Origin of the sequence: Aquibacillus rhizosphaerae, from assembly GCF_030282825.1 — a bacterium.
Classification (GTDB): Bacteria; Bacillota; Bacilli; order Bacillales; family Amphibacillaceae; genus Aquibacillus_C; species Aquibacillus_C rhizosphaerae.
Genome location: NZ_JASTZU010000039.1, coordinates 1 through 24,308, shown reverse-complemented (window position 1 = coordinate 24,308; position 24,308 = coordinate 1). Strand labels below are relative to the sequence as shown.

The following is a 24,308-nucleotide window of genomic DNA, read 5'->3' as shown; positions in this document are numbered from 1 at the left end:
TTGATAAGAACGTAAAGTACGCGTTGCAAAGCAAAAGAAGCGACACAAAAATTGATAAGAACGTAAAGTACGCGTCGCAAAGCAAAAGAAGCGACGCAAACTCTGATGAAAAAAGTGTATTAATTACTGTTGAATTAAAAAACACCGAATCCCCAAAAGGAATCGGTGTTTTAACCATATTAACGAGAATAGAACTCAACGATAAGTGGTTCGTTAATTTCAGCAGGTAACTCAGAACGCTCAGGTAAGCGAGTATAAGTACCTTCTAATTTATCTGCATCAAAAGACACATACTCAGGTACGAAGTTATTTGCTTCAACTGATTCTTTGATGATGTTAAGACTTTGCGATTTCTCACGAACACCAATTACTTGGCTAGGTACAACACGGTAAGATGGGATATCTACTCTTGAACCATCTACTGTAATGTGACCGTGGTTTACTAGTTGACGTGCTTGTCTGCGCGTACGAGCAAGACCTAGACGGTAAACAAGGTTATCTAAACGAGATTCAAGTAAAATCATGAAATTCTCACCATGAATACCTTTAATCTTACCAGCTTGATCAAATAGATTACGGAATTGGCGTTCAGTAATTCCGTACATGAAACGAAGTTTTTGCTTCTCTTGAAGCTGTAAACCATATTCTGAAAGTTTTCTACGTTGATTTGGACCATGTTGTCCAGGTGCGTAAGGGCGTTTGTCTAACTCCTTACCTGTACCAGTTAAAGAAATTCCGAGACGACGAGACTTTTTCCATACAGGACCTGTATAGCGAGCCATTGTACATCTACTCCTTTTATATATAAGATTTGCATAAAAATAAGACAGTGTGTTCCCAAATCGCCAGTCATTATGTTTTCATGTACCATCGCTCCAGCAGCAGAGAGTTACACGATACACCTCAATTTGAGGAACAAAATGAAACAGTCGGAGGTTCACATAGGCTACCTTTTTTACACAAACTCCATTATATGTTTTTTAAATGTATAAGTCAATAGATTAAAAAAAACGGAAAAGTGAAAAAAAAGACTATTCTTATAGGAATGTTCATTTACTTCGTATATAATTGATTATAGTAGAGCATTTAATAATCATGATAGGTGAGGTAGCTATGGAGATTAACGCCAGTTCATGGCAAAAAGAATTACAAGCTATATATTCGGAAAAGTTCATCTATAATACTAATTCTTTTAATGACGATACAATTTCCGAAGTAGCGATGCTGATTAAACAGTTAATAAAAGCTAATTGTACAGCTATTTATTTATATAATAGCTGGAAAGATGACTATGTTTTATCTGCAACATCTACTTGTGAAGCTAACACTCTAAAACCAAGTCTGTTTGAAGATTCAGAAGTTGTCGAGTTCAGCTATGATTACACTGCACAGTGTTTTTCCGTTTATGAAGGTAAAGATTTGTTTGAAGAGCCAACTAAAGACTTGTCATATTTGATGCCACTAAATAGCGGCAAACAACCATTAGGTTTCTTACTCGTAACATTTGAATCATGTATGGCTAATGATGCGATTTACCAACAGTTAGATGGAGTAGCATCTGAAACATTTAAACTACTAAATCGCCTAGGTGATTTTTCACAAACAAAAGAAAAAGCAAATAAATATGAATTGCTGTATCGCGTTACGAGGAAGTTCCATTCATCAATAAATACACATGATGTACTTGTGGAAGTTATTAAAACATTAAGAGATGTTTATCCCCAATTTAATTATAACTTATATCTTTCACAGGATTACCAAAATGATAGCGAGTTACCTATTAAAGAATTAATTTACAACGAGGAATTTGCAAATAAATCTAGTGTACAAGCATTTTTGACCGGTAAGGTTCAAATGGAACATAATACTAATAATACAAAATCACGATTATTTGCACCACTAAAAGGTAAACAAGGCGTATACGGAGTCTTGCAAATAACCGCCCCAAATACATTGTTGTTTCCAAGTAAAGATATTGAATTTATCACATTGCTTGCCATAACTGCAGGTAATGCTTTGGAAAATGCACACTTATATCAACAGTCACAACAATTAATTTCAGATCTACAACTCATCAACGAAACTTCACATATATTAAATTCAAATTTAAGGTTAACTGAGACTACCTTTTTTATGAATAAACAAATAAGGTCATCATTTAATCCAGAAGAAGTAGGTTTTGTTCTTTTTAAGGATAACAACTATCAAGTGCTAGAAGGTAGTTCATCCTATTTTTTATTATCTGAATCATCTTTATTTTTAGAGAAAATCTTTCCAACTTTAAAAATAGAAAAAGAATCCCTTTTTGTAGGTGACTACAATAGTAAATATTCGGATTCTTCATTTAAATACTTGTCTGTAATAGCGATACCAATGGTACAGTCACAACAAGCGATAGGAGCGATTATTGTTCTTCATCCATCTGCTTATTACTTTTCTTTTGAAACTTTCAAGCTAATTAAGTCGCTCGTTCACCATTCGACATTAGCATTTGTTAACTCGATATTAAGGGAGCAGTTAGAGGATTTAGTAATAACGGATTATTTGAGCAAGTTATTTTCGAGAAAGTATTTGGATGAAAAACTTCAGGAACACATTAACACGGATAACCAAGGTTCCTTTCTATTAATTGATATTGATGACTTTAAAAACATTAATGATACATATGGACATGATTTAGGAGATGAATTAATCGTTCAAGTAGCAAATATAATTAAAGATAATATTGATGAGTTAGGTTTTGCTGCGAGGTGGGGGGGAGAAGAGTTAGCTGTTTATCTTCCGAAGTCCACATTAGATGAAGCAATAGAAATTGCTGAAAAGTTAGTAAAACTTGTTGAAAGAGGCACGGAACCATGTGTTACCATCTCCATTGGAGTATCTCATTGGGATGTTAAAAATAGTACCCGAGACAAAGAATTGGCTCATATTCTCTTTGAAAAAGCTGATAAAGCACTTTATAATGCGAAGAGAAACGGAAAGAATTGTGTAGTTCAAGCAAATTAAAAATAAGACCCAGCTGGGTCTTATTTTTAATGAAGTCACTCGTTTACATTATAAACTCTGTTCAAGGATTATAACAAACTTCTCTAAGTAGTATTGATCCATTTCATCAAATCGGTCATTGATAGGACTGTCAATATCTAATACGCCTATCAAATCTCCACCTTGATAAAAAGGTATAACAATTTCTGATTTACTTGCAGCATCACAGGCAATATGTCCAGGAAATTTATGAACATCAGCGATTCGTTGTGTTTTTCCTTCTTGTATAGCTGTGCCACAGACACCTTTACCTTTTTTTATCCTTACACAGGCAGGCAGTCCTTGAAATGGTCCTAATACTAATTCATTGTCTTTCCATAAATAAAAACCGACCCAATTAATTTCTGTTAGGAATTGATTTAATAGGGCTGATGCATTAGATAGGTTTGCAATTAAATCTTTTTCCCCTTCTAATAACGCCTCAAGTTGCTTAAGTAAAAGAGAATAATTTTTCTCTTTTGAATCTTGATATTCTTTTGGTTGAAACAATGAAAACTCCTCCTTGTAATTTAAAAAAATGATATAATCAAATGATTTCGACAAAGAAAACACGATATTTGACGATAGAAAAATGAAGGACTCCATACATCAATGTCGTAAAAAGTAATCTAAGGGAGATGAAACGAATGAAAAAGAATGAAACCAAGCAAAAGGTCATGGATGCTGCATGCCATTTATTTTATGTTAAAGGTTATCACGGAGCATCGGTAAGAGATATCGCGAAAAAAGCAAATGTTAATGTATCCTTAATAAATTACTATTTCACGAGTAAACAAGGCCTCCTAGAATCAGCTGTTGTTTCATATTATGAAGAATATATCAGAGAAATTGAAAAAAACCTTTTAGAAACAGAGCAAATGTTACCGATGGATCGCCTAAAACAATTAATCGAAGTAATTATACATTATAAACAAAACCAACATCAATTTACTTGTTTTATACAAAGAGAGCTAACAATTGATTCTATTTTTGTCAGAGAAATGATGGTAACTTACTTGGCCAAGGAAAATTATATTATTAGCAAGCTATTTAATGCTTCATTGGAAGGGACATCTCATAGTAATATGGATCGTGAATTTTTTCTTTTACAGTTAAAAGGTCTCATAAGTACTCCTTACATGGCTCCAAATGAGTGGAGAAATCAGATTGTATGGGGACAATCATTGGAAATGTTTGTATCAAAATATTCTAAGTCTATCAATAACTGGTTAGATTTTGTAGCAAAAGTGTGAGTTCCGAAAAAAGATTGTTAATAGTCTATAAAACATGCAATGTTTAATTTAGTAGCTCCTTTTCTACCTCGATATAGATATCTTTTCCAGAATAAACCATTCTCATATTACTCAATTCTAAAAAAACTGTCATATTGTTAAAAAATTTGAAAAAATTTAGCAAAAATTATGCTGAACATGGTATCATAATAGTATTAATTATTTATAATATTGATAAATTATATATTTACATAGATTTGTAACGGTAAGGGGGATTAATATGGCTATTGTCATAGGATGTATTCTCGTCGTAATAGCACTTATTATTTTAGGATTAATCTTAAGAAAAAGAGTATATGATGATGTTGATCGTCTTGAAAGCTGGAAAATGAATATAATGAATAGAAATGTTACTTCAGAATTAGCAAAGGTTAAGAGTTTAAACCTATCCGGTGAAACACAGGAGAAGTTTGAAAATTGGAAAGAGCGCTGGGATAAGATTTTAACAAAGGAATTGCCTGACATTGAAGAATATTTATTAGATGCTGAAGAAGCAGCTGATCGTTTTCGAATAACATCTTCCAAAAAGATAATGAAAACAGTTGATCAAACGCTACGTTTAATTGAATCGAATATTGACCAGATGTTTAATGAATTGGAACAATTACTAGACTCAGAGCAGAACAGTAGAAAAGAAGTCGAAGAAATACAACCTATTATAAAAGGTCTTAGGAAAATATTAATTCAACAACGTCATCAATACGGAAAAGCTGAAATCCGATTTGATGTAGAAATTGATGAATTAGAAGGAAAGTTAGAAAAATATTTCAGTTTGACTGATTTAGGTAATTATTTCGAAGCACAGCAATTGGTTCATGAACTTAAAGATAATCTGATGGATCTAGAGAGCAAAATAAAGGAATTTCCTGTTATCTACAAGAAGTGTAAGAAAGAAATTCCCGCGCAAATCGATGATTTATTAACAGGAATAAAAAGCATGAAAGAAGACGGCTACAGGATTGAACATCTTGGGTTTGAAAAAGAACTTCATACGTTCCAAGAGCGACTTCTTGATTGCATTATTCAACTAGAAAATGGCAACGTAACTGATATATTTGATATCATTGAACCAATTGAAGAAAGAATTGGAGAAATGTATCAACTGCTTGAAAAAGAAGCTGTCGCAAAAAGTTATGTTCAAAAACAAATGCCAAGTTATCGTAATTTGGTCGAAGAGGTTTCAAAGGATTTTTCTAATACAAAGGATGAAGTAGAACTTTTACAGGATTCATACTACTTAGAACAAACAGATATGGAATTGCATATGAACCTGGAAAAATGGATAACCCAACTACAAAAGCAGTTTGAACAACTTGAGCGTAATATTGAAGAAGAAAAAATTACAAACATAGAAATTAGAGAGCAAGTCGAATCAGGCTACAAGGAATTGTTAGAATTACAAGAATCACATGATGATTTTAAAGAGCAGGTCAGGGCTTTAAGAAAAGATGAAATTGAAGCAAAAGAACAAGTACTTGAGATGCGCAAATTATTATATAATACAAACCGTAAATTACAAAAGAGTAATATTCCAGGAGTGCCAGCATTTATCTGGGAATTGTTAAATGAAGCATCAGAAAAAAGTGAAACCGTTGTGAATAATCTAGAGAAAATACCACTTGATATGGGGAAAGTTCAGCATTCTATAATAGAAGCTGATAAAGCTGTACAAGCGATGGTTGAACAAACAGAACTATTACTAGATCAAGCTCAGTTAGTGGAAACAGTAATTCAATATGCCAATAGATATAGAAGTAAATATGCAGTACTAGCTGCAAAATTACACGAAGCTGAAACGATGTTTAGAAATTTTCAGTATGAAAATGCATTAGAAGAAGCTGCGAGTGCTTTAGAACAAGTGGAACCAGGTGCATTAAAACGTCTAGAAGATTACACCAAGATACCTAGTTAGGATTTGATGAAAATGAAGAAATGGCTAATAATCGCTTTAGGTGGAACATCTATTCTTATTTGGTTAGCCGTAATATGGGTGTTTTTAGCACAAGAGGATAAACTATACTCTGAAAGCCACTCTATCAACCAAATTAGTATAGAACTAAAACCAGAGTATGAATATGTTAGATTCAATGAACAAACTATAGTTTCTTCTGAGTCTGTGGGTAGTTCCAAACAAACAAGTACTGAACCTGAACACAATCAAGAAAGTAATGAAGTTATAGAATCACAACAAGCACTTAATGAGTTAGTTAATCAAAGTGAAGTATCCATTGATGACTTACTATCTGCCCTTGATATTCAATTCGAGAATTAACATAGTAACGATAAAAGGAATCCTTTGTTATAATTACATAGCAAAGGATTTTTATTTTTTGATAGGCTCTTTTTGGTAAACATGATGTCTTTACAGCAGTCAAACTTGATAGAAAGTTTGCACTAACTTTAGTGTGATTTTCTTCTCTTTACAAAATGAGTATTGGTCTAGCGCTGTGAAAAAACACTGGCTTTCCGTGGGGAACGCTTCAGACTATATATACGCTTTAAATAATGTATGATCTATGTTAATATATTGCAATGCAAATCGTTAAGTGAGGGGACTTCCAATGATTTATCTAGATAATAGTGCTACAACAAGACCATATTCGGAAGTTATAGATACCTTTAAACAAGTTTCAGAAAAGTTCTATGGTAATCCATCATCCATACACCGTTTTGGTAATGAGGCTGAGCGGTTGTTGATAAAGGCTAAACAGCAGGCTTCAAATCTCTTAGAAGTTTCTGAAAACGAAATTGTTTTCACTTCTGGTGGGACAGAAGGAAACAATACAGCAATTAAAGGGATAGCTTTCGCCCATCAAAATAGAGGGAAACACATTATAACTTCACAAATAGAGCATCCTTCTGTGCTTGAAACTTGTAAAGCTTTAGAAAATATAGGGTATATTGTTACCTATCTACCCGTTAATTCCCATGGTGTTGTATCTGTAGAGGATGTTGAAGCGGCTATTACTAAGGAAACGATATTGATTAGCATCATGCACGTAAATAATGAACTAGGAAGTATCCAACCAATCGAAGCAATTGGTAGTATTGCAAAAAAACACCCTAAACTATTCTTTCATGTCGATCATGTACAGGGGTTTGGTAAAATTCCATTGAAATTGCAAGATAGTGGAATAGATATGTGTACTGTATCAGGACATAAAATCAATGGTTTAAAAGGGACTGGATTGTTATATATTAAAAAGAAGACTAAGCTCTTTCCGCTTTTACATGGTGGCAATCAAGAGATAGGATATAGATCAGGAACTGAAAATTTAGCTGGCATTGTCTCGTTAGTAAAAGCGATTAGACTGAACCTCGAGAAACAGAATTCTGATTGTGAAAAGTTAATTCAATTAAATAAAGAATTGCGTAAATGCTTAGAAACTATAAAAGGTATCGTTATAAATACACCAACTAATGGTGCGCACCATATTTTGAACTTTTCAATTCCTGGTTATAAACCAGAGGTTATCATTCATGCTTTAGGAGAAAAAGGTATATATATTTCAACAAAATCTGCTTGTTCCTCTAAACAACCAGATAAGAGTACAATCCTAGCAGCTTGTGGTTTATCAGATGAGGTTAGCAAATCTGCTTTGAGAGTTAGTTTATCTTTTGAAAATAATTTAGATGACATTGATAAATTTTGTACATCTTTAGATACAGTTATAAAACAATTAAGCGAAGTGATGGGGTAGATAAGATGGATTATGATCATATTATTGTGCGCTATGGTGAACTAGCACTGAAAGGTCGAAATAGAAAAATATTTACGAACAAATTACATGAGAATGTGGCGAGAAAATTAAAAGATCATGCAAAAATAAAAATAAAGAAAACAAGAGATCGCATGTATATCATTTTGAATGGGGAAGATCCGAATCCTATTATTGATAAGTGTAAAGTGATATTTGGTATCCAAAGCTTAAGTGTAGCAATAAAAGTGGAAAATGATCCCGATAAAATTAAAGAATCCGCCCTATTTGCATTAAGAGAAGCGGAGAAGGTTAAAACATTTAAAATAACTGCTAAAAGAGTGGATAAGAACTTTCCGATTGGATCGCAGGAGTTTAATCATGTGGTTGGTGGTTATATACTATCAAGTACAACTGGGTACACTGTGGATGTGCATAACCCCGATATCGAATTGCACATCGAGATAAGGAATGAAGCAACTTATATAACCTCTAAACGGATCCTTGGAGCTGGAGGACTACCTGTTGGCTCTTCTGGTAAAACTTTGTTGTTGTTGTCAGGAGGAATAGATAGTCCTGTTGCAGGTTATTTAGCAATGAAACGAGGAGTGCAAATAGAAGCGATTCACTTCCATTCACCACCTTATACAAGCGATCGAGCAAAGCAAAAAGTGTTTGACTTAGCTGAAAAATTAACAAATTACGGGGATAAGATAAAAATTCACGTAGTGCCATTTACTAAATTACAACAGAAAATACACCGTGACATTCCTTACGGATATTCCATGACGGTTATGCGTCGTATGATGATGAAAATTAGTGAGCAAATAGCCCGAAATGAGGGGATACTTTCATTAACGACCGGTGAAAGCCTTGGTCAAGTTGCAAGTCAAACAATGGAAAGTATGCATGCTATAAATGAAGTCACAAATTATCCAATAATTAGACCCTTAATTACGATGGATAAGACTGAAATCATGCACATCTCCGAGAATATTAATGCTTATGAGATTTCTATAAGACCTTATGAAGACTGTTGTACAGTGTTTGTACCAGCATCACCTAAGACAAAACCTAAAACTGATAAAGTTGTTTATTTTGAAAGTAATTATGATTATCAAGAAGAAATAGAGGAAGCAATTAAAAATAAAGAAACTGTTGAGATTACACAAGAGAACAACATGGAGAATGAATTCATAGACCTATTATAATTTTGGTTATATATGAAACAAGTACCAAGTAATTTAATGAATGATTCAACCTCTTCCTGCACATTCTAGAAATGTAGCAAAGAGGAGGTGAAGTAAATCATGGCAAATAACAATAGTTCAAACCAATTACTAGTACCTGGTGTAGATCAAGCACTTGATCAAATGAAGTACGAAATCGCACAAGAATTTGGTGTAAACCTTGGTGCTGATACAACTTCTCGTGCCAACGGATCTGTTGGTGGTGAAATCACTAAGCGTCTTGTTCAAATGGCTGAGCAACAAATGGGTGGACAACAACCTAAATAATTATATATTTTGGCATAAAAAGGGTAGTGCCTTGCACTACCCTTTTCTTTTTTTTATTGTTTTGGTATCTTATTGTAAACAAGTGAAATATAAATGAAGGGGAATTAACATGGGAGTTTTATGGTATGGTGGCAACATTTATACAATGAAGTCAATAGGAAATACTGTTGACTCTGTTTTTATAGAGGACGGTATTATCGTTGATACGGGCGATTATCACATATTAAAACAGAACTATGGAAATAAAATTTCGGAAATAAAAAACTTAAATGGGAAAACAATGTTCCCAGGTTTTGTAGATAGTCATTTACATATAATTGGTCACGGTGAAAAAATAGCTCATTTAGATTTATCGCTGATGACTTCTCCTGAACAAGTTGCGGAAGCCTTAAGGAGTCGTGTTGACAATTTACATGAAGGTGAATGGTTAATTGGAGAAGGCTGGAATGAGAATCAGTGGGAAGACCCTAGAATATTACATAAAGATGAATTGGATTCCATATGTCCAAATAACCCAATGCTATTAACACGTGTATGTAGACATGCTATTTTAGCAAACACACATGCAATGGAAAAAGCAGGTGTTAATGATCGAACAAAGGATCCTCAGGGTGGTAAAATTGTTCGTAATGAGGAAGGGCAAGCGACTGGTTATTTTCTTGATACTGCGCAAGAAATAATAAAAAAGGTTGTTCCTGACATTTCTATCGATAAGTTAACAAAATTAGTAGGAACCTCAATTGATGAGCTATTAGAATTAGGTTTAGTTGGAGGACATAGTGAAGACCTTGCCTATTATGGTGGTTTTAATAAGACGTTAGCTGCTTTTTATAATGCTATTAATAAAGAAAATAGACGATTCAGAGCACATCTTCTTGTTCATCACGAGGTTGTTGATGATATGATTGCAAGCGAGATTAGTTTTAGCGAACAAAATGAGTATATAGAGTTGGGTGCAATGAAAATATTTTCTGACGGTGCCCTTGGCGGGAGAACTGCCTGGTTGTCGGAACCATATGAAGATGACCGAGATAACTACGGTATCCCAATCCATAGTATAGAGGTTTTAGAGGATTTAGTGAAAAAGGCAAGACTACACGGTTTACCTATTGCTGTTCATGCTATTGGTGACCAAGCCGCTTGGACAGTTGCTAAATTGATTCAGAAGTATCCTTTAAATAACGGACGTCGTGATCGGATTATCCATGCACAAGTGATGAATAAACAATTATTAGAGTTGCTTAAAAGTATCGATGTAGTATTGGATATTCAGCCAACTTTTGTTGCATCCGATTTCCCTTGGATTATCGACCGATTAGGAGAAAAACGCGTCCAAGATGCGTATCCTTGGAAAACTTATTTACAACATGGTATCCCATGCGCAGCTGGATCAGATGCACCAATAGAAGATGTTAATCCTTTGCATGGTATTGAAGCAGCTGTGTTGCGTAGATCTAATATTGATGGAAATATTTATAATGAAAAGCAACAACTTAGTGTATATGAGGCAATTTCCTTATACACGAAAGGCAGTGCCTATGTTATTGGACGCGAACATAACAGAGGTCAGATAGACAAAGGCTTTCTCGCAGATTTCACTATTTTGGATGTGGATTTATTTCAAATACCACCAGAAAAGATAAGAACTGCAAAAGTAGAAATGACTGTAGTAGATGGAGAAATAGCTTATAACAGAGAATAGTCTAATTGTTGTTTTTATGAACGTAATCTAAAGCACCCCAAAAGTTAATTTCCTTTCTAACTTTTGGGGTGCTTTTTTTCAACAATCAGTTATATTATTATGGTACTTAACTTTAAGCAAGCTAAGTATCTCTAATCAGAATGGGTCATGCCTATCTATTACAGAGTATCAGATCATTTTATAAAAATGTTCTTTTTACTCGATCCCAATAGGAGTTATTTTTCATTTTGACTGTTTTAATTTTTTTATCACTTAATGTTACTGTTAAGTCTTTAATATTTCTTATTGAGTATGCTTCGTTATCTAGGCCTATAATCGGGTAATCATTACCATCCTGAATAACTTCTAATCTTAGTGTACGTTCTTTGTCGAGTATAAACGATGAACCTAGTGTTCGATATCGATTATTATTTAATGAAGCTAACTCAGTTACTTGAAAACAAGGGGTTTTAGGATCAATTACAGCACCGTGTGTCGATTTATTATAACCAGTACTACCAGTCGGTGTTGCAACTATTAATCCGTCACCTCTAAAGCGTTCAAAGAAATTATCATCAATAAATACATCTATAACAATCGTTTTAATTATAGCGGAACGTATTGCAGCCTCATTTAAACAATGAAATTTGGTTTCTCCGTTAATGAGCACATCAATTATAGGAAATCTGCGTACTTCAAGTTCTTCATTCATCATAGAGTTAACCATTTCGTCGTAACGATCTAAATTAAAGTCACAGTAAAGCCCTGCTTCATTCGAGCGTGCAATTCCTATATATAAGCAATCTTGACGGAAACCTGTATGTCTTACTGCCTGTAAGAAAGCACCATCTCCGCCAACACTTACAATAATGTTGGCTTCTTGAAATTTTTCAACAATTGTAAAACCATTTTTCTTTGCTAGATCAAATAAAGGTACTAATTTCTTCTCTAGTTCTTCATCTTTAGGGTAGTAAAAGTATAGATTTCTACGATTATCCAATTATAGTTCCTCCTGTCTACTAATAGCTGCAAATTCAATTCTAATGGTATCATTATTTTGTTAAGATTCCCAGTTGAAAGAAATTATTGAAAAAATGTTTATTATTCTAATTAAATGAAAATAATGGATTATTATGGGGGTGTGGGTAATGATATGGCTATTTATCATAGTAATCGTTATTCTATTGTTTATTTTAATCTTATTAACAAAGATTCATACAGATATCCATTATAAATATCAGTTAAATGTAATTAATACAATAAACATAAAAGTTAAAATTATTGGGATAACTATAATGAGTAAAGAGATTCCTTTATTAGAAATAGATGAGTTCCAAGATGACACCAACCATAATGAAACGAATGATACTACTTCTGATGATTTTATAACTACACTCCATAAATATAAATATATTATAAGAAGAACAATTGAATCGAAACCGATTTTATTAAAACATCTTTCGAAAGTGAATATACACCAGATTGAATGGAGAACTTCATTTGGAACTGGTGATGCAAGTGTAACCGGGTTACTTTCAGGTGTTGTGTGGGCGGTTAAAGGATATATTATAGGGTTGATAGTGAATTGTATGAATGTACGCACAAGTCCTAAAATAATGGTAACCCCATTGTTTCAACAGAAACAATCTTACACAGAATTAAAATGTATTGCTTCAATAAGATTAGGGCAAGCTATTTATGCAATCATTCAATTGGCTAGACATTTTAGAAGCGATTTCTCTAGTTTGACAAATGAGACCGCATAATAGTAAGGAGGATATCTATGAGTGAACAGCATCCCATCGAAGGTTTAATGACAACCGCAATGGAAAATCTAAAAGATATGGTAGATGTAAATACGATAATTGGTGAGCCAATTGAGTCTCCTGATGGTAGTGTAATTATTACTGTTTCTAAGGTAGGCTTTGGTTTTGCTGCCGGAGGAAGTGAATTTTACGGTGGGCAAAGTGGTGGAGGAGATAAACAATCTCAAAAAGATGATCAATCTCAACAGTTACCGTTTGGTGGAGGTAGCGGTGGTGGGGTTTCAATCACACCAACAGCATTTTTAATTGTAAACGATAAAGGTGTACAAATGATTCATCTTGATGAAAATACACACTTATATGAGAAGATGATTGATCTAGCTCCACAAGCTATTGAAAAAATACAAGAAATTTTAAAGAATGGAAAAAAACAAGAAGATGACAGTGATGCCTCAAAAGAAAAATAAACATTGTATTAGACAATACATAAAACTGCCTTCATAATATGATAAGGCAGTTTTTCTTTATTAAATCGATTTTTAGACTAAATAAATATAAAGTCTGCACTAAGTATTCTTAACTTTTCTACAATACTGTACAGTGTTAAATCGACGCTACGGAAAAATACTCGCTTTCCATGGGGAACGCTTCAGTCTCCTCATGAGCAAATGTTTTAGGGTAGCGCGAGTAATCGCAGTCCCAAAAAACGCTTCCTTGAAAAAGAACAACCCTTTTTCTGCGTGTGATGTTATTTCACTGGAGCTTTCCGTACACTGTGGGGCCTTCGGACTGTTCCTTTCCCATAGGACATTGAAATGACATCCTTGAATTTACCCCACACAAAGAAAATGACTCTTTATTTTCGAGGAGTCTCGCATTTTGCCTTCGCTAAGTAAGTTTTATTAAATCATGAGAGTGGTTCAAATGTATAGTTCTTTAGCCTAGTATAGATAAGTACTTTTTATAACGTCATTAAATCAAACCACAACTACTCACATTAGATTGTTGACTGCCCGTAGTGGAAATCAACATAGCGGTTAGTTAGTGCAATCTTTATATCAACTTCGAACTAAATAATCAATAATAAAATTATGAAATAGCGCCTTTTAATAGTTAATGAAACAACCGGCATGAAATAGCCGGTTTTTATATGGGAAGTAATGGTATAATCGCTATCGAATACATAAGGCTCTAAAAAACTAATAAAAACAAAGGTATGAATGGAGGAACAATCTTGGAACAAACTAATATTGAAAATACATTTAAAACTCTAGATGAAATGGCTGAATTAATTGAGCAACGTCTGGAACTCCCTTATATTGATAGCTTGACAAAAGGATTAGAGTTTCTATTTACGGGAGAGATATTAGAAAATAATAATAACTTGTTAATTCAATCACTGGAGAAAAAATCGAAAGCGATACAGTTAGAAAGCTTAGAGCAGGAAGAAATAAGAAAGGCAATCCAATTAACTGTCTTAAAGGGGATGCAAGGAGCGACACAGCAACAACACTTAATCACACCGGATACGGTATCGATGTTTATTGGTTATATTGTCCAAAAACTGATCAAACCAGAAAAAACAATTCGTTTATTTGACCCTGCTTGTGGATCAGCCAACCTTTTGACGGCAGTGTTAAATCAACTTACACAAAAAGTGGATTCTTACGGAAGTGATGTAGATCCAACTTTAATTCAATTAGCTTTAATGAATGCAAATTTACAAAAAACAGAAGTGGAATTTTTTCATCAGGATAGTTTAAGTCCTTTTCTTTTAGAACCAGTTGACCTTGTAATTTCTGACCTGCCAGTAGGTTATTATCCTAATGATGTTCAGGCCGATCAGTTTGAGTTAAAAGCTGATGAAGGATATTCTTATTCTCACCACCTTTTTATTGAACAAAGCATCAATTATACAAAGGAATCTGGATTTTTGATTTTTGTAGTTCCAAACTTTTTATTTGAAAGTGATCAGGCCGATAAGTTATACGGCTATTTGCACAAACACGCACATATTGTTGGATTAATTCAGTTACCTGAAAGTATTTTTAAATCAGAGTCAAGTGCTAAAAGCATTTTACTATTGCAGAAAAAAGGACCTGGAACACAAGCACCAAAACAGACTTTGTTAGCCAAACTTCCTTCCTTTAAAGATGCTCCCGCCATGAACAACATATTGGCTAAAATAAATAATTGGTTTAAAGAAGAAGGTATTTGAAAAGTGAGAAAATAACAAATTTGTGACGCAAGCGTTCTCATTAAGCTTTGGTATTGCAAACTTATTATACGGATGGTTAGAATGGAGTAGGACTTATCTCAAACCTACTATGAAAGGGTTGAAAAACTTTGAGTAATATATTAGCAATTAATGCCGGTAGTTCTTCATTAAAGTTTCAATTAATCGAAATGCCGGAAGAAAAAGTGTTAGCAAAAGGAATAGTTGAAAGGATTGGTATCGCTGATTCCATTTTTACTATCGAAGTAAATGAAAACAAAGATGAAACGGTTAAAGACATTCCTGATCATGAAGAAGCAGTAAAAATGTTACTAAGTAAATTAACTGAATCAGGTGTTATTAAATCGTTAAATGAAATTGATGGTATTGGCCATAGAGTAGTTCATGGTGGTGAACGTTTTAGTGACTCTGTTCGAATTACTGATGAAGTGATACAAGAGATAGAAGACGTATCAGATTTAGCACCACTACACAATCCTGCAAACTTAACAGGTATTCGTGCTTTTAAAGATATTTTACCTGAAGTGCCATCTGTAGCAGTCTTTGATACAGCTTTTCACCAAACAATGCCTGAACAATCATATTTATATAGCTTACCATATGAATATTACGAAAAGTATGGTATTAGAAAGTATGGTTTTCACGGTACTTCTCATAAATATGTTTCAGAACGTGCTTCAGAACTTATGGGTTTACCATTAAATCAATTAAGACTTTTGTCCTGTCACCTTGGAAATGGCGCAAGTATTGCGGCTATTGAAAATGGAGAATCAATAGATACATCGATGGGATTCACACCACTTGCTGGTGTTACGATGGGTACGCGTTCAGGGAATATCGATCCTGCTTTGATTCCTTATATCATGGATAAAACTGGAAAGACCGCTAGTGAAGTTATGAATGTGTTAAATAAAGAAAGTGGAATGTTAGCATTATCTGGTTTTTCTAGTGATTTAAGAGATATAGAAGAAAAGGCAAATAATGGTGACCATCGAGCTGAACTAGCACTAGAAGTGTTTGCAGAGAGAATTCATAAGTATATTGGCTCTTATGCTGCTAGAATGCACGGTGTAGATGCAATTATCTTCACAGCAGGTGTTGGTGAAAATAGTACAACCATTAGAGAGAGAGTATTAAAAGGGCTAGAATTTATGGGTGTATATTGGGATCCTTCTTTAAACAACATTAGAGGTAAAGAAACCTTTGTAAACTATCCACATTCACCGGTTAAAGTTATTATTATACCTACAAATGAAGAGGTAATGATTGCACGGGATACAATTAGACTTACTCAAGCAGAGTATAGCAAATAAATTAATCACACTCTGTACGATTTAAATAACCTAAACAATTTCAGGAGAAAAAGAGCTAACTTTCAAAACACTTAGCTCTTTTACTCTTGTATCTATTTATCATCTCCTCGAACAACTAATACATCACAACTTGCATATCGAGTTATACTTTCTGAAACGCTTCCAATTAGAAACCTCTCAACAGCATTTAAACCAGTTGCACCACATATGATTAAATCTGCACCATATTCTTTAGCAACATCTTTTGGAATCTTTATTTTTGGGGAGCCATATTCGATAATAATTTCGACATTATTCAGTCCAGCTTCAGTAGCTTTTTCACTATAACCTTCAAGTAATTGATTTGCATATCCTTCCGAACGGTCTGCAAGTGTTTGATCATAAGCTTCTGCAGTAGAAAAAGTTCTAGTATCAACCACATGTGCTAGTAGCATGTTTGCATTATTACGTTTTGCTATATTTACTGCTTTTTCAAATGCTCTTTCTGAAGCTTTTGATCCATCAACTGCAACAACAATGTGTTTATATTCGAATTCCACGGTCTCACTCTCCCTTCATTTTATACTTATATTATAACATGAAGGAAACGAAAAAATTGGCAAAATATACGTAGGAGAAAATTACAATGTATGTACATACTAAAAGTGGAGGTGATAGCATGAAAAGTAAAACTTATCTTGAACCAAGTGTTGCAAATGAAGGCGAACAAATTGTGAGTCAACAGATATTAGATAGCTATCATAGTGGAGTTATTGACCATGATGAAGAAGTACTACTTAAAAGAAAAGAGCATTAATTTAATGAAGCTTAAAAAGACTAATAAACGTTGTGTTTATTAGTCTTTTTAATAGAATTAATTTATGTATTACTGTACCATTACTTATTAGTAAGATTTAATTATTATAAGATACAGCGGAGTATAATTAAAAAACTAGATCTATTGTACACATTGAATAATCAAGGATGTTAGTAATTACAAAAATTTATAAATTATTATAATTTTAAGATATTATATGTAGGAGGTTAGAAGATGGGACACGCCGTTATTACAGCTGGTACAAAAGGATTAGGAAGAAAAGTGACAGAGGCTTTTATAAATGAGGGACACCAAGTTACGATTACATATCATAAAGATGATAAACGTGCCAATGAGTTAATTGAAGAATATCCAAATAATGTCTTGCAAGTAATCCAAGTGGATGTTACGAAAAAACAAGACTTAGAAAAGTTAGTGGCCCAGGCTGTTGATCAGTTTGGAACAATTGATTACCTCATTAACAATGCAGGTCCCTTTATTTTCCAAAGAAAAAAATTAATGGATTATACGGATGATGAATGGGAATCATTAATAAGAGGGAATTTGGATGCTGTCTTCTATCTTTTAAAGCTAACTATACCAAGAATGAGAGAGCAAAAGTTTGGAAGGATAATTAATTATGGCTTTCAAGGTGCTAATACAGCTGCAGGCTGGTTAAACCGCTCAGCGTTCGCAGCAGCAAAGGTAGGTTTAGTTTCATTAACAAAGACTATTGCATTTGAGGAAGCAGAGAATGGTATTACATCAAATATGATTTGTCCGGGTGATATTCCTGGAGAAATGAAGGAACTTTCCATCGTATCTAGTCGAGAAATATTTGACGCTAATACACCGATAGGACGCTCAGGTACTGGAGAAGATATCGCACGAGCCATTTTATTCCTTTGTGAAACTAATTCAGATATGATTACAGGTTCTATTTTAGATATAACAGGTGGACTAGACGTGATTCATCGCCATCGTTAAGAAGTCATTGTTCATTTATAATCTTTCACTTAAAATATAAAGAGATAAGGGAGGTACATAAAAGTGAGAATTGGCATACCTAAAGAGATAAAAAATAATGAAAATCGCGTGGCGATAACACCTGCTGGAGTTATGACACTTAGCCAAGCTGGTCACACAGTTTATGTTGAATCCATGGCAGGACTAGAATCTAGTTTCACAAATGAGCAATATGAAGAAGCTGGTGCGTTAATTGTTCAAACAGCTACTGAGGCTTGGAATCAAGATATGGTAATGAAAGTAAAAGAACCTCTTCCTGAAGAATATACCTATTTCCATGAAGACCTAATTTTGTTTACTTATTTACACTTAGCTCCAGAGCCTGAATTAACAAAAGCATTAATTAAGAGCAAAGTCGTCGCTATTGCTTATGAAACAGTTCAATTATCAAATAATTCTTTACCTTTACTTACACCAATGAGTGAGGTTGCGGGTCGTATGGCGTCACAAATTGGTGCGCAATTTCTGGAAAAACCTAAAGGTGGTAGAGGAATCTTATTATCGGCCATCCCTGGAGTGAATAGAGGTAAAGTTACGATAATTGGTGGAGGGGTTGTAGGGACAAATGCAGCTAAAATTGCTATTGGTCTCGGTGCAAACGTCACAATCATAGACCTGAATCCAGAAAGATTACGGGAACTAGATGATATTTTTGGTTCATCTATTAATACATTAATGTCTAACCCACTTAATATAGCAAGAGAATTAAGGGAATCTGATCTTGTTATAGGAGCGGTTCTTATTCCTGGAGCTAAAGCACCTAAATTAGTATCAGAAGAAGTGGTTAAAACTATGCCTGAAGGTTCTGTTATTGTTGATGTTGCTATCGATCAAGGGGGAATATTTGAAACTACTGATCGAATAACAACACATGATAATCCAACATATAGTAAACATGGCGTACTCCACTACGCTGTTGCTAACATGCCGGGTGCTGTACCGAGGACATCTACTATTGGATTGACAAATGTAACCATACCATATGCGGTCCAGATAGCTAATAAAGGGTATAAACAAGCTTGTATGGATGACGAGGCATTATTAAAGGGAATAAATACCCTTAATGGTTATGTAACATATAAAGCAGTAGCTGAAGCGCATAATCTTGATTATAGGAATGTGAACGATTTATTGATTAATTAAATTTACCATTTACAATATTGGAAGACCGTTTGGCAATATAGCTAAACGGTCTTCATTATTTGCCGGGGCTATTTTTAAAAAGAATTGTTGTTGGCACTGAAAATTCATAAAAGAGTTATTCATGTAATTATTACGCTAGTAATGTGCTATTTCAACTCTTACTATTGCTGTCACTAATAACAATGAGTTATCCAATTATTTGTAGTTTTTTTGGATAGGTAGTTAATATTTCAGGACCTTGATTTGTCATGTAGATATCATCCTCAATTCTAACACCGCCTAAATTCGGTATGTATACACCTGGTTCTAATGTAAAACTCATTCCTTCTTTTAATAATAATGTATTATTTGATGTTAAAGAAGGAAACTCATGTACATCAATACCGATTCCATGACCAATTCGATGTGTAAAAAAATCGCCATAGCCTTCATTTATTATGTGTTCCCTTGCAATTGTATCTAAATCTCCGATAGGCGTATTTATTTTTGCTGTTTCAATTGCTTTCATTTGTGCAGCTAAAACGGTTTGATAAATATTATTTTGTTCAGGAGTTATACTTTGAAAAGCAACGGTGCGTGTAATATCTGAACAATATCCTTCAAAAACTACCCCGAGGTCAAATAATATTAAATCACCATATTTTATCTTATCAAGACTCGGACTCCCGTGAGGTGAAGCAGTTTTATTGCCAGCTAGAACCATTGTGGAAAATGACATTTCTCTTATTCCTTGTTTTTTTAGTGCATATTCGATATCGGCAACTACTTCTAATTCACTTTTTCCTTCTTGAATAGAATCAATCCCAATCTTCACACCATAATCTGCTAAGCAAGCTGCTTGCTTTAGCAACTTATATTCTTGTTTGTCCTTAATGACCCTTAAACTAGACAACAAATTAGTGGCATCTTGAGTGGTGGTTTTAGGTAAGATGGTTTGCAATAATTCTTGTCGGTCAACTGTCATGTGATTTTTTTCAATCGCCATTGATTCTGGAAGGGAATATAGTGCTAGTAAATACTTTTTAAATAACTCCCATGGATTTTCTTGATCATTATATGAGATAATATCTTGAGTCCAACCTGATTGTATAGCATTTGCTTTTTCCATTTCTGGCAATATGATTAAAGCACGTCCAGTTTGATCTAGATAGATGGCTACTAAACGTTCGTGAGGATCTGTATAGTAATTACTAATATAATAAACATTTGCTTGTGAGGTAATAAAAATAGATTCTACGCCTCTTTCCTTCATTGCAAATGTTAACTTACTTATTCGTTCCATAATCTTCCCCCTTTTTAAATAGTTTTTTAGTGAAAATTAAAGTTTATTGATAAGTATAGATTTTTTCTATTTTCACTTATATTTGTTATGATAAATAGGTAACATTAAAAAATCAAAATTTTTTTTAAAAAAGTGAAACGTTTAATTAAGTTAATCGTAATTATATTACAAGGAATATTTAAGAAGAGGTGAACCTGTGGGATTATTTTCTAAACTATTTCCGAAAAAGGATACTACGCCAGAAACAAAAGAACGAACTCCCCTCTCCATTGAAGTTGGTGATATTATTGTCTATGATTTGACTGATTATGAAGTGGTTGGGAAGATTACTTATCGACAAGGGTCTTATGAATGGATAAGTTATCAACTTTTAGAAGGTAATAATGTTATTTGGTTAGCTGTTGAAATGGATGATGAGTTAGAGTTAGGGATATATAAAACAATTAATTTACCTATCTCTACTTCTTTTCCAAAACAATTGACCTATGAAAGTAAGACGTATTATCTAGATGAGGAAGGTGAGGCAAGAGTTGTAGGAGAAGGCAGAAGTAAAAATATAAATGGAAGAACGTTGGAATATGCAGAGTATTGTGATGATGAAGAAGAAGGTTTTATCAGTTTAGAACATTGGGGTAGTGAAATAGAAGCAAGTTTTGGTTATCCCATTGATGCATATGAATTAAAAATTATTGCAGGATCTAATTAATTAAAGGAGGAAATAAATTATGTTTAAATTTTTTAATAGAGTAAAGACCGTTGTGAGCTCAGAGTTAAATTCTATGTTAGATAAAGCGGAAGATCCGGTGAAAATGCTTGATCAATTTATGAGAGATATGGCATCTGATATAAGGGAAGTTGAAGGCTCAGTGGCAAAACAAATCGCTAACGAGAAAATGTTGAAACGTAAATTTGATGATGCACAAGCACTGGTTGATAAAAGACAGGCGCAAGCAGAGAAAGCAATTGAATCTGGTAATGAGGATTTAGCACGTCGCGCTTTGGAAGATAAAAAGGACCAAGAACAACAAGCTACTTCATTAAAAGAATCGTGGGAAAGAGCAAAACGTGATTCGGACCAGTTAAGACAAAAATTAGATGAAATGAAAAAAGAATATCAAAGTATGAAATTAAAACAGGATTCTTTAAAAGCAAGAGCAGAATCTGCAAAAACTAGAACAAAAATGAATCGAACTATGTCATCTATTGGTAATGATGAATCCAGACAAGGTTTTGAGCGTATGGAAGAAAAGGTTTATAAATTCGAAGCAGAAGCAGATACAAGTGAAGATTTATCAGAAGCTAGTCGGACATTAGATGATGAATTTGAAGATTTAGAGAAAGATGGCGTTGATGATGAACTCGCTGCATTAAAGAAAAAAATGGGTAAAGAGTAATAAGTTATCACTCCCCCTGAATTAGTATTAAGCTTATAAAAGTAAACCCTTGTTAACCGTTTAGGGATACAAGGGTTTATTATGTGTAAGTGTTATAACTTGAAATAGAAAGGAGGACATAGGTCGAATGAAAAATTCTATAGTCCAAGTGTTATTTGGGGTATTAATACTTATTGGCTTAACTGCTTGTGGTTCATCACAGTTTTCTGGGTTGGGTACCAATGAACAACCCGATGTTTCTGTTGATAATATACCTGATGAACCATCAAAGCAAGAGTTGATAAGTCAAATTGAAGCTTCTGACTCAAACTCTATTGAACCAATCATTGCAAACAACTTTTACCTACTAGATACCGTTTCAGGCGATAATGAAAGTGCCAATGTGTATGCTACTAAGCAATTTGAAATGGAAGAGTTAGTATCAGTAATATCGGATTCACTAACGCCGGACGAAAAAAGTGAAGTGAAGGATAACCAGCAAATCTTAATTTATCCAAATCATTTTGTTACGTTTAAACTAAGTGAAGAGGATAGTAGTACGATATTAATGGAAGTCGCTAATGATAATTTTGTTAGAAATAATTATTCACCGAACTATTTAAATAGCTTTTTTACATTTGCTCTAATAAATAGAATGCTATCCGCTGATAACTGGGCTCAAAATAGAAGGAATCAGTGTTCAAACGGTGCATGTTATGGTGGTTATTCTACAAACAGATCTCAAAACCAAGGTGGTGTCACTTCAAATCGAGGAATGTCAACCGTACGTGGTGGAGGTCCAAGTGCAGGAAAATAATATTTAGGAGGTTGATTTAATATGAACGCTTTTATTTCTACATTTATTTACTTTGTTATTGCAATTGTTGTTGTTTTAATAGGATTAGTAATTTTTGAATTCATCACAAACAAATATAAAGATTGGGATGAAATTAAAAATAATAACCAAGCGGTAGCTTTATCTGTTGCTGGTAAAATTATAGGTATTTGTATTATCCTGTCTTTTGCTATTTATCACAGTGTATCAGTATGGGAAACACTTATATGGGGTGGCTATGGTGTTATACTTCAAATGATAGCTTACTTATTATTTGAAGCATTTACTAGAAAGTTCTCTGTTGAAGTACAAATTAAAAATAATAATATCGCTGTTGGTATTATTTCCATGGCGGTTTCAATTGGACTTGCATTTGTTATCGGTGCATCAATTACTTAATACACAATAATATTTACTGAATATTAAAGGTCTGGCTCTCAATTCATACGAGTCAGACCTTGATTTTTAATAGAATTAAATTGGCTCTATACTGAATGTGGTGGTGTCCTCAGTCCTATCAAGGGACAAAAGAAAAACAAAAAAATACACTCATTCCCCTCTCTTTTGTTAACCTAAAGTTGTTGAGACAAAAGGAAAAAGGAGAGGGAAAGAGTGCAAAATCATTTTATCATAGAAATGTTAGGGATTAAAGACAAGCATGTTGATGTATGGGATTTCAGTGATCAATCCGACTATTTGTTGGTGGAATTGCGGACAAAAGTCAAAAAACAGAAGTGTCCGTTTTGTAGTACGAAAACGAAACGTGTTCATGGTTATCGCAACCAGAAAATCCAGGGATCAATTATGTCTAATAGATCCTTGAAAATTTCCTTATGCAAAAGACGATACCTCTGTGTGAATTGTAACCATACCTTTTACGAAAAACTACAGATGGTGGATCGCTATCAGCGGTGTACAAATGTGGTGCAGACGACTGCGTTAACTTATACGGCTGTTGGTTCTTTTACTACTGCAGCTCAGTTAACAGGGATGACGACAAATCGATTATTGCGCTTATTTAATCGACATAAAATCGAAACTACAAAAGTTCTTCCGCGAGCTATATCTATTGACGAATTCAAGGGTGATGCAGGTGGGGAAAAGTTTCAAACCGTCATCGCAGATGTAGAGAATAAAGAAATTGTGGATGTGTTATCCGATAGAAAAGTAGACACAATACAGTCCTATTTACAGTCCTGTGATACCAGTAAGACGGAGATTGTGGTGATGGATTTGTCAAAGTCTTTCAAGCAAGCTGTACGTAAGGCATTGGGTAATCCATTAATTATTGCTGACCGGTTTCACTTCATGCGCCAAGTGTATTGG

At 33.9% G+C, this 24,308-nt stretch carries 25 protein-coding genes; 20 read left to right on the top strand and 5 right to left on the bottom strand.

Features of this window, described 5'->3' with window-relative positions:
- Positions 1 to 179: 179 nt before the first annotated feature.
- Positions 180 to 782, bottom strand: coding sequence for a 30S ribosomal protein S4 (rpsD, locus tag QQS35_RS12940; protein ID WP_285932586.1), 603 nt, complete (start codon positions 780 to 782; stop codon positions 180 to 182).
- A gap of 331 nt (positions 783 to 1,113) precedes the next feature.
- Between rpsD and QQS35_RS12935 the strand changes: the two genes are divergently transcribed.
- On the top strand, positions 1,114 to 3,006 hold the full coding sequence (locus tag QQS35_RS12935) for a sensor domain-containing diguanylate cyclase (RefSeq protein ID WP_285932583.1): 1,893 nt from the start codon (positions 1,114 to 1,116) through the stop codon (positions 3,004 to 3,006).
- 48 nt (positions 3,007 to 3,054) lie between these two features.
- On the opposite strand, the gene QQS35_RS12930 is transcribed toward QQS35_RS12935, so the two are convergent.
- Positions 3,055 to 3,534, bottom strand: coding sequence for a GAF domain-containing protein (locus tag QQS35_RS12930; RefSeq protein ID WP_285932582.1), 480 nt, complete (start codon positions 3,532 to 3,534; stop codon positions 3,055 to 3,057).
- Between the two features lie 137 nt (positions 3,535 to 3,671).
- On the opposite strand from QQS35_RS12930, the gene refZ reads away from it, so the two are divergent.
- The 7 genes from refZ to QQS35_RS12895 all read left to right on the top strand — a co-directional run bounded on the left by refZ (position 3,672) and on the right by QQS35_RS12895 (position 11,233).
- Positions 3,672 to 4,277 (top strand): forespore capture DNA-binding protein RefZ, encoded by a 606-nt coding sequence (gene refZ / locus QQS35_RS12925; RefSeq protein ID WP_285932581.1) that lies wholly within the window; start codon positions 3,672 to 3,674, stop codon positions 4,275 to 4,277.
- Positions 4,278 to 4,536: 259 nt separating this feature from the next.
- Entirely contained in the window at positions 4,537 to 6,228 is a 1,692-nt protein-coding gene (gene ezrA, locus QQS35_RS12920) for a septation ring formation regulator EzrA (RefSeq protein WP_285932579.1), read from the top strand.
- Between the two features lie 12 nt (positions 6,229 to 6,240).
- The gene (locus tag QQS35_RS12915) at positions 6,241 to 6,588 is read left to right on the top strand and encodes a hypothetical protein (protein WP_285932577.1); all 348 of its coding nucleotides are present in this window, start codon (positions 6,241 to 6,243) and stop codon (positions 6,586 to 6,588) included.
- 289 nt (positions 6,589 to 6,877) lie between these two features.
- The gene (locus tag QQS35_RS12910) at positions 6,878 to 8,017 is read left to right on the top strand and encodes a cysteine desulfurase family protein (protein WP_285932575.1); all 1,140 of its coding nucleotides are present in this window, start codon (positions 6,878 to 6,880) and stop codon (positions 8,015 to 8,017) included.
- 5 nt (positions 8,018 to 8,022) lie between these two features.
- Complete coding sequence (thiI, locus tag QQS35_RS12905) at positions 8,023 to 9,225, top strand: tRNA uracil 4-sulfurtransferase ThiI (RefSeq protein ID WP_285932573.1); 1,203 nt, start codon at positions 8,023 to 8,025, stop codon at positions 9,223 to 9,225.
- 99 nt (positions 9,226 to 9,324) lie between these two features.
- Positions 9,325 to 9,531, top strand: coding sequence for an alpha/beta-type small acid-soluble spore protein (locus QQS35_RS12900; RefSeq protein WP_285932571.1), 207 nt, complete (start codon positions 9,325 to 9,327; stop codon positions 9,529 to 9,531).
- 109 nt (positions 9,532 to 9,640) lie between these two features.
- Entirely contained in the window at positions 9,641 to 11,233 is a 1,593-nt protein-coding gene (locus QQS35_RS12895; protein ID WP_285932570.1) for an amidohydrolase, read from the top strand.
- 178 nt (positions 11,234 to 11,411) lie between these two features.
- Here QQS35_RS12895 and QQS35_RS12890 read toward each other — a convergent pair whose 3' ends face one another.
- Positions 11,412 to 12,212 carry an NAD kinase gene (locus QQS35_RS12890; RefSeq protein WP_285932568.1) on the bottom strand — a complete coding sequence of 267 codons (801 nt, stop codon included), beginning with the start codon at positions 12,210 to 12,212 and terminating at the stop codon, positions 11,412 to 11,414.
- 148 nt (positions 12,213 to 12,360) lie between these two features.
- Here QQS35_RS12890 and QQS35_RS12885 point away from each other — a divergent pair, with 148 nt between their 5' ends.
- The 4 genes from QQS35_RS12885 to QQS35_RS12870 all read left to right on the top strand — a co-directional run bounded on the left by QQS35_RS12885 (position 12,361) and on the right by QQS35_RS12870 (position 16,527).
- Positions 12,361 to 12,978, top strand: coding sequence for a DUF2953 domain-containing protein (locus QQS35_RS12885; RefSeq protein ID WP_285932566.1), 618 nt, complete (start codon positions 12,361 to 12,363; stop codon positions 12,976 to 12,978).
- Positions 12,979 to 12,995: 17 nt separating this feature from the next.
- A complete protein-coding gene (gene ytfJ, locus QQS35_RS12880) occupies positions 12,996 to 13,445 on the top strand; it encodes a GerW family sporulation protein (protein ID WP_285932565.1) in 450 nt (149 codons plus the stop codon).
- A gap of 767 nt (positions 13,446 to 14,212) precedes the next feature.
- Positions 14,213 to 15,196: a class I SAM-dependent methyltransferase gene (locus QQS35_RS12875; protein WP_285932563.1), complete on the top strand. Its 984-nt coding sequence runs from the start codon at positions 14,213 to 14,215 to the stop codon at positions 15,194 to 15,196.
- Positions 15,197 to 15,324: 128 nt separating this feature from the next.
- Complete coding sequence (locus tag QQS35_RS12870; RefSeq protein WP_285932562.1) at positions 15,325 to 16,527, top strand: acetate kinase; 1,203 nt, start codon at positions 15,325 to 15,327, stop codon at positions 16,525 to 16,527.
- Positions 16,528 to 16,619: 92 nt separating this feature from the next.
- On the opposite strand, the gene QQS35_RS12865 is transcribed toward QQS35_RS12870, so the two are convergent.
- Positions 16,620 to 17,066 carry a universal stress protein gene (locus QQS35_RS12865; protein ID WP_285932561.1) on the bottom strand — a complete coding sequence of 149 codons (447 nt, stop codon included), beginning with the start codon at positions 17,064 to 17,066 and terminating at the stop codon, positions 16,620 to 16,622.
- 119 nt (positions 17,067 to 17,185) lie between these two features.
- Between QQS35_RS12865 and QQS35_RS12860 the strand changes: the two genes are divergently transcribed.
- From QQS35_RS12860 to ald, 3 genes are all read left to right on the top strand, one after another.
- The gene (locus QQS35_RS12860; protein WP_285932560.1) at positions 17,186 to 17,323 is read left to right on the top strand and encodes a hypothetical protein; all 138 of its coding nucleotides are present in this window, start codon (positions 17,186 to 17,188) and stop codon (positions 17,321 to 17,323) included.
- Between the two features lie 234 nt (positions 17,324 to 17,557).
- Entirely contained in the window at positions 17,558 to 18,310 is a 753-nt protein-coding gene (locus tag QQS35_RS12855; RefSeq protein WP_285932559.1) for an SDR family oxidoreductase, read from the top strand.
- 63 nt (positions 18,311 to 18,373) lie between these two features.
- Positions 18,374 to 19,492 (top strand): alanine dehydrogenase, encoded by a 1,119-nt coding sequence (gene ald, locus QQS35_RS12850; protein ID WP_285932558.1) that lies wholly within the window; start codon positions 18,374 to 18,376, stop codon positions 19,490 to 19,492.
- 187 nt (positions 19,493 to 19,679) lie between these two features.
- Here the strand turns inward: ald and QQS35_RS12845 are convergent, their stop codons facing one another.
- Positions 19,680 to 20,777, bottom strand: coding sequence for a M24 family metallopeptidase (locus QQS35_RS12845; RefSeq protein ID WP_407933965.1), 1,098 nt, complete (start codon positions 20,775 to 20,777; stop codon positions 19,680 to 19,682).
- A 193-nt stretch (positions 20,778 to 20,970) separates the two neighbouring features.
- On the opposite strand from QQS35_RS12845, the gene QQS35_RS12840 reads away from it, so the two are divergent.
- From QQS35_RS12840 to QQS35_RS12820, 5 genes are all read left to right on the top strand, one after another.
- Positions 20,971 to 21,480: a DUF4178 domain-containing protein gene (locus tag QQS35_RS12840; RefSeq protein ID WP_285932556.1), complete on the top strand. Its 510-nt coding sequence runs from the start codon at positions 20,971 to 20,973 to the stop codon at positions 21,478 to 21,480.
- 19 nt (positions 21,481 to 21,499) lie between these two features.
- A complete protein-coding gene (locus tag QQS35_RS12835; protein ID WP_285932555.1) occupies positions 21,500 to 22,168 on the top strand; it encodes a PspA/IM30 family protein in 669 nt (222 codons plus the stop codon).
- A 127-nt stretch (positions 22,169 to 22,295) separates the two neighbouring features.
- Entirely contained in the window at positions 22,296 to 22,964 is a 669-nt protein-coding gene (locus tag QQS35_RS12830; protein WP_285932554.1) for a DUF4247 domain-containing protein, read from the top strand.
- Between the two features lie 21 nt (positions 22,965 to 22,985).
- Complete coding sequence (locus tag QQS35_RS12825) at positions 22,986 to 23,381, top strand: DUF350 domain-containing protein (protein WP_285932553.1); 396 nt, start codon at positions 22,986 to 22,988, stop codon at positions 23,379 to 23,381.
- A gap of 213 nt (positions 23,382 to 23,594) precedes the next feature.
- The coding region (locus QQS35_RS12820; RefSeq protein WP_285930212.1) for a transposase at positions 23,595 to 24,308 on the top strand (714 nt) is incomplete at its 3' end.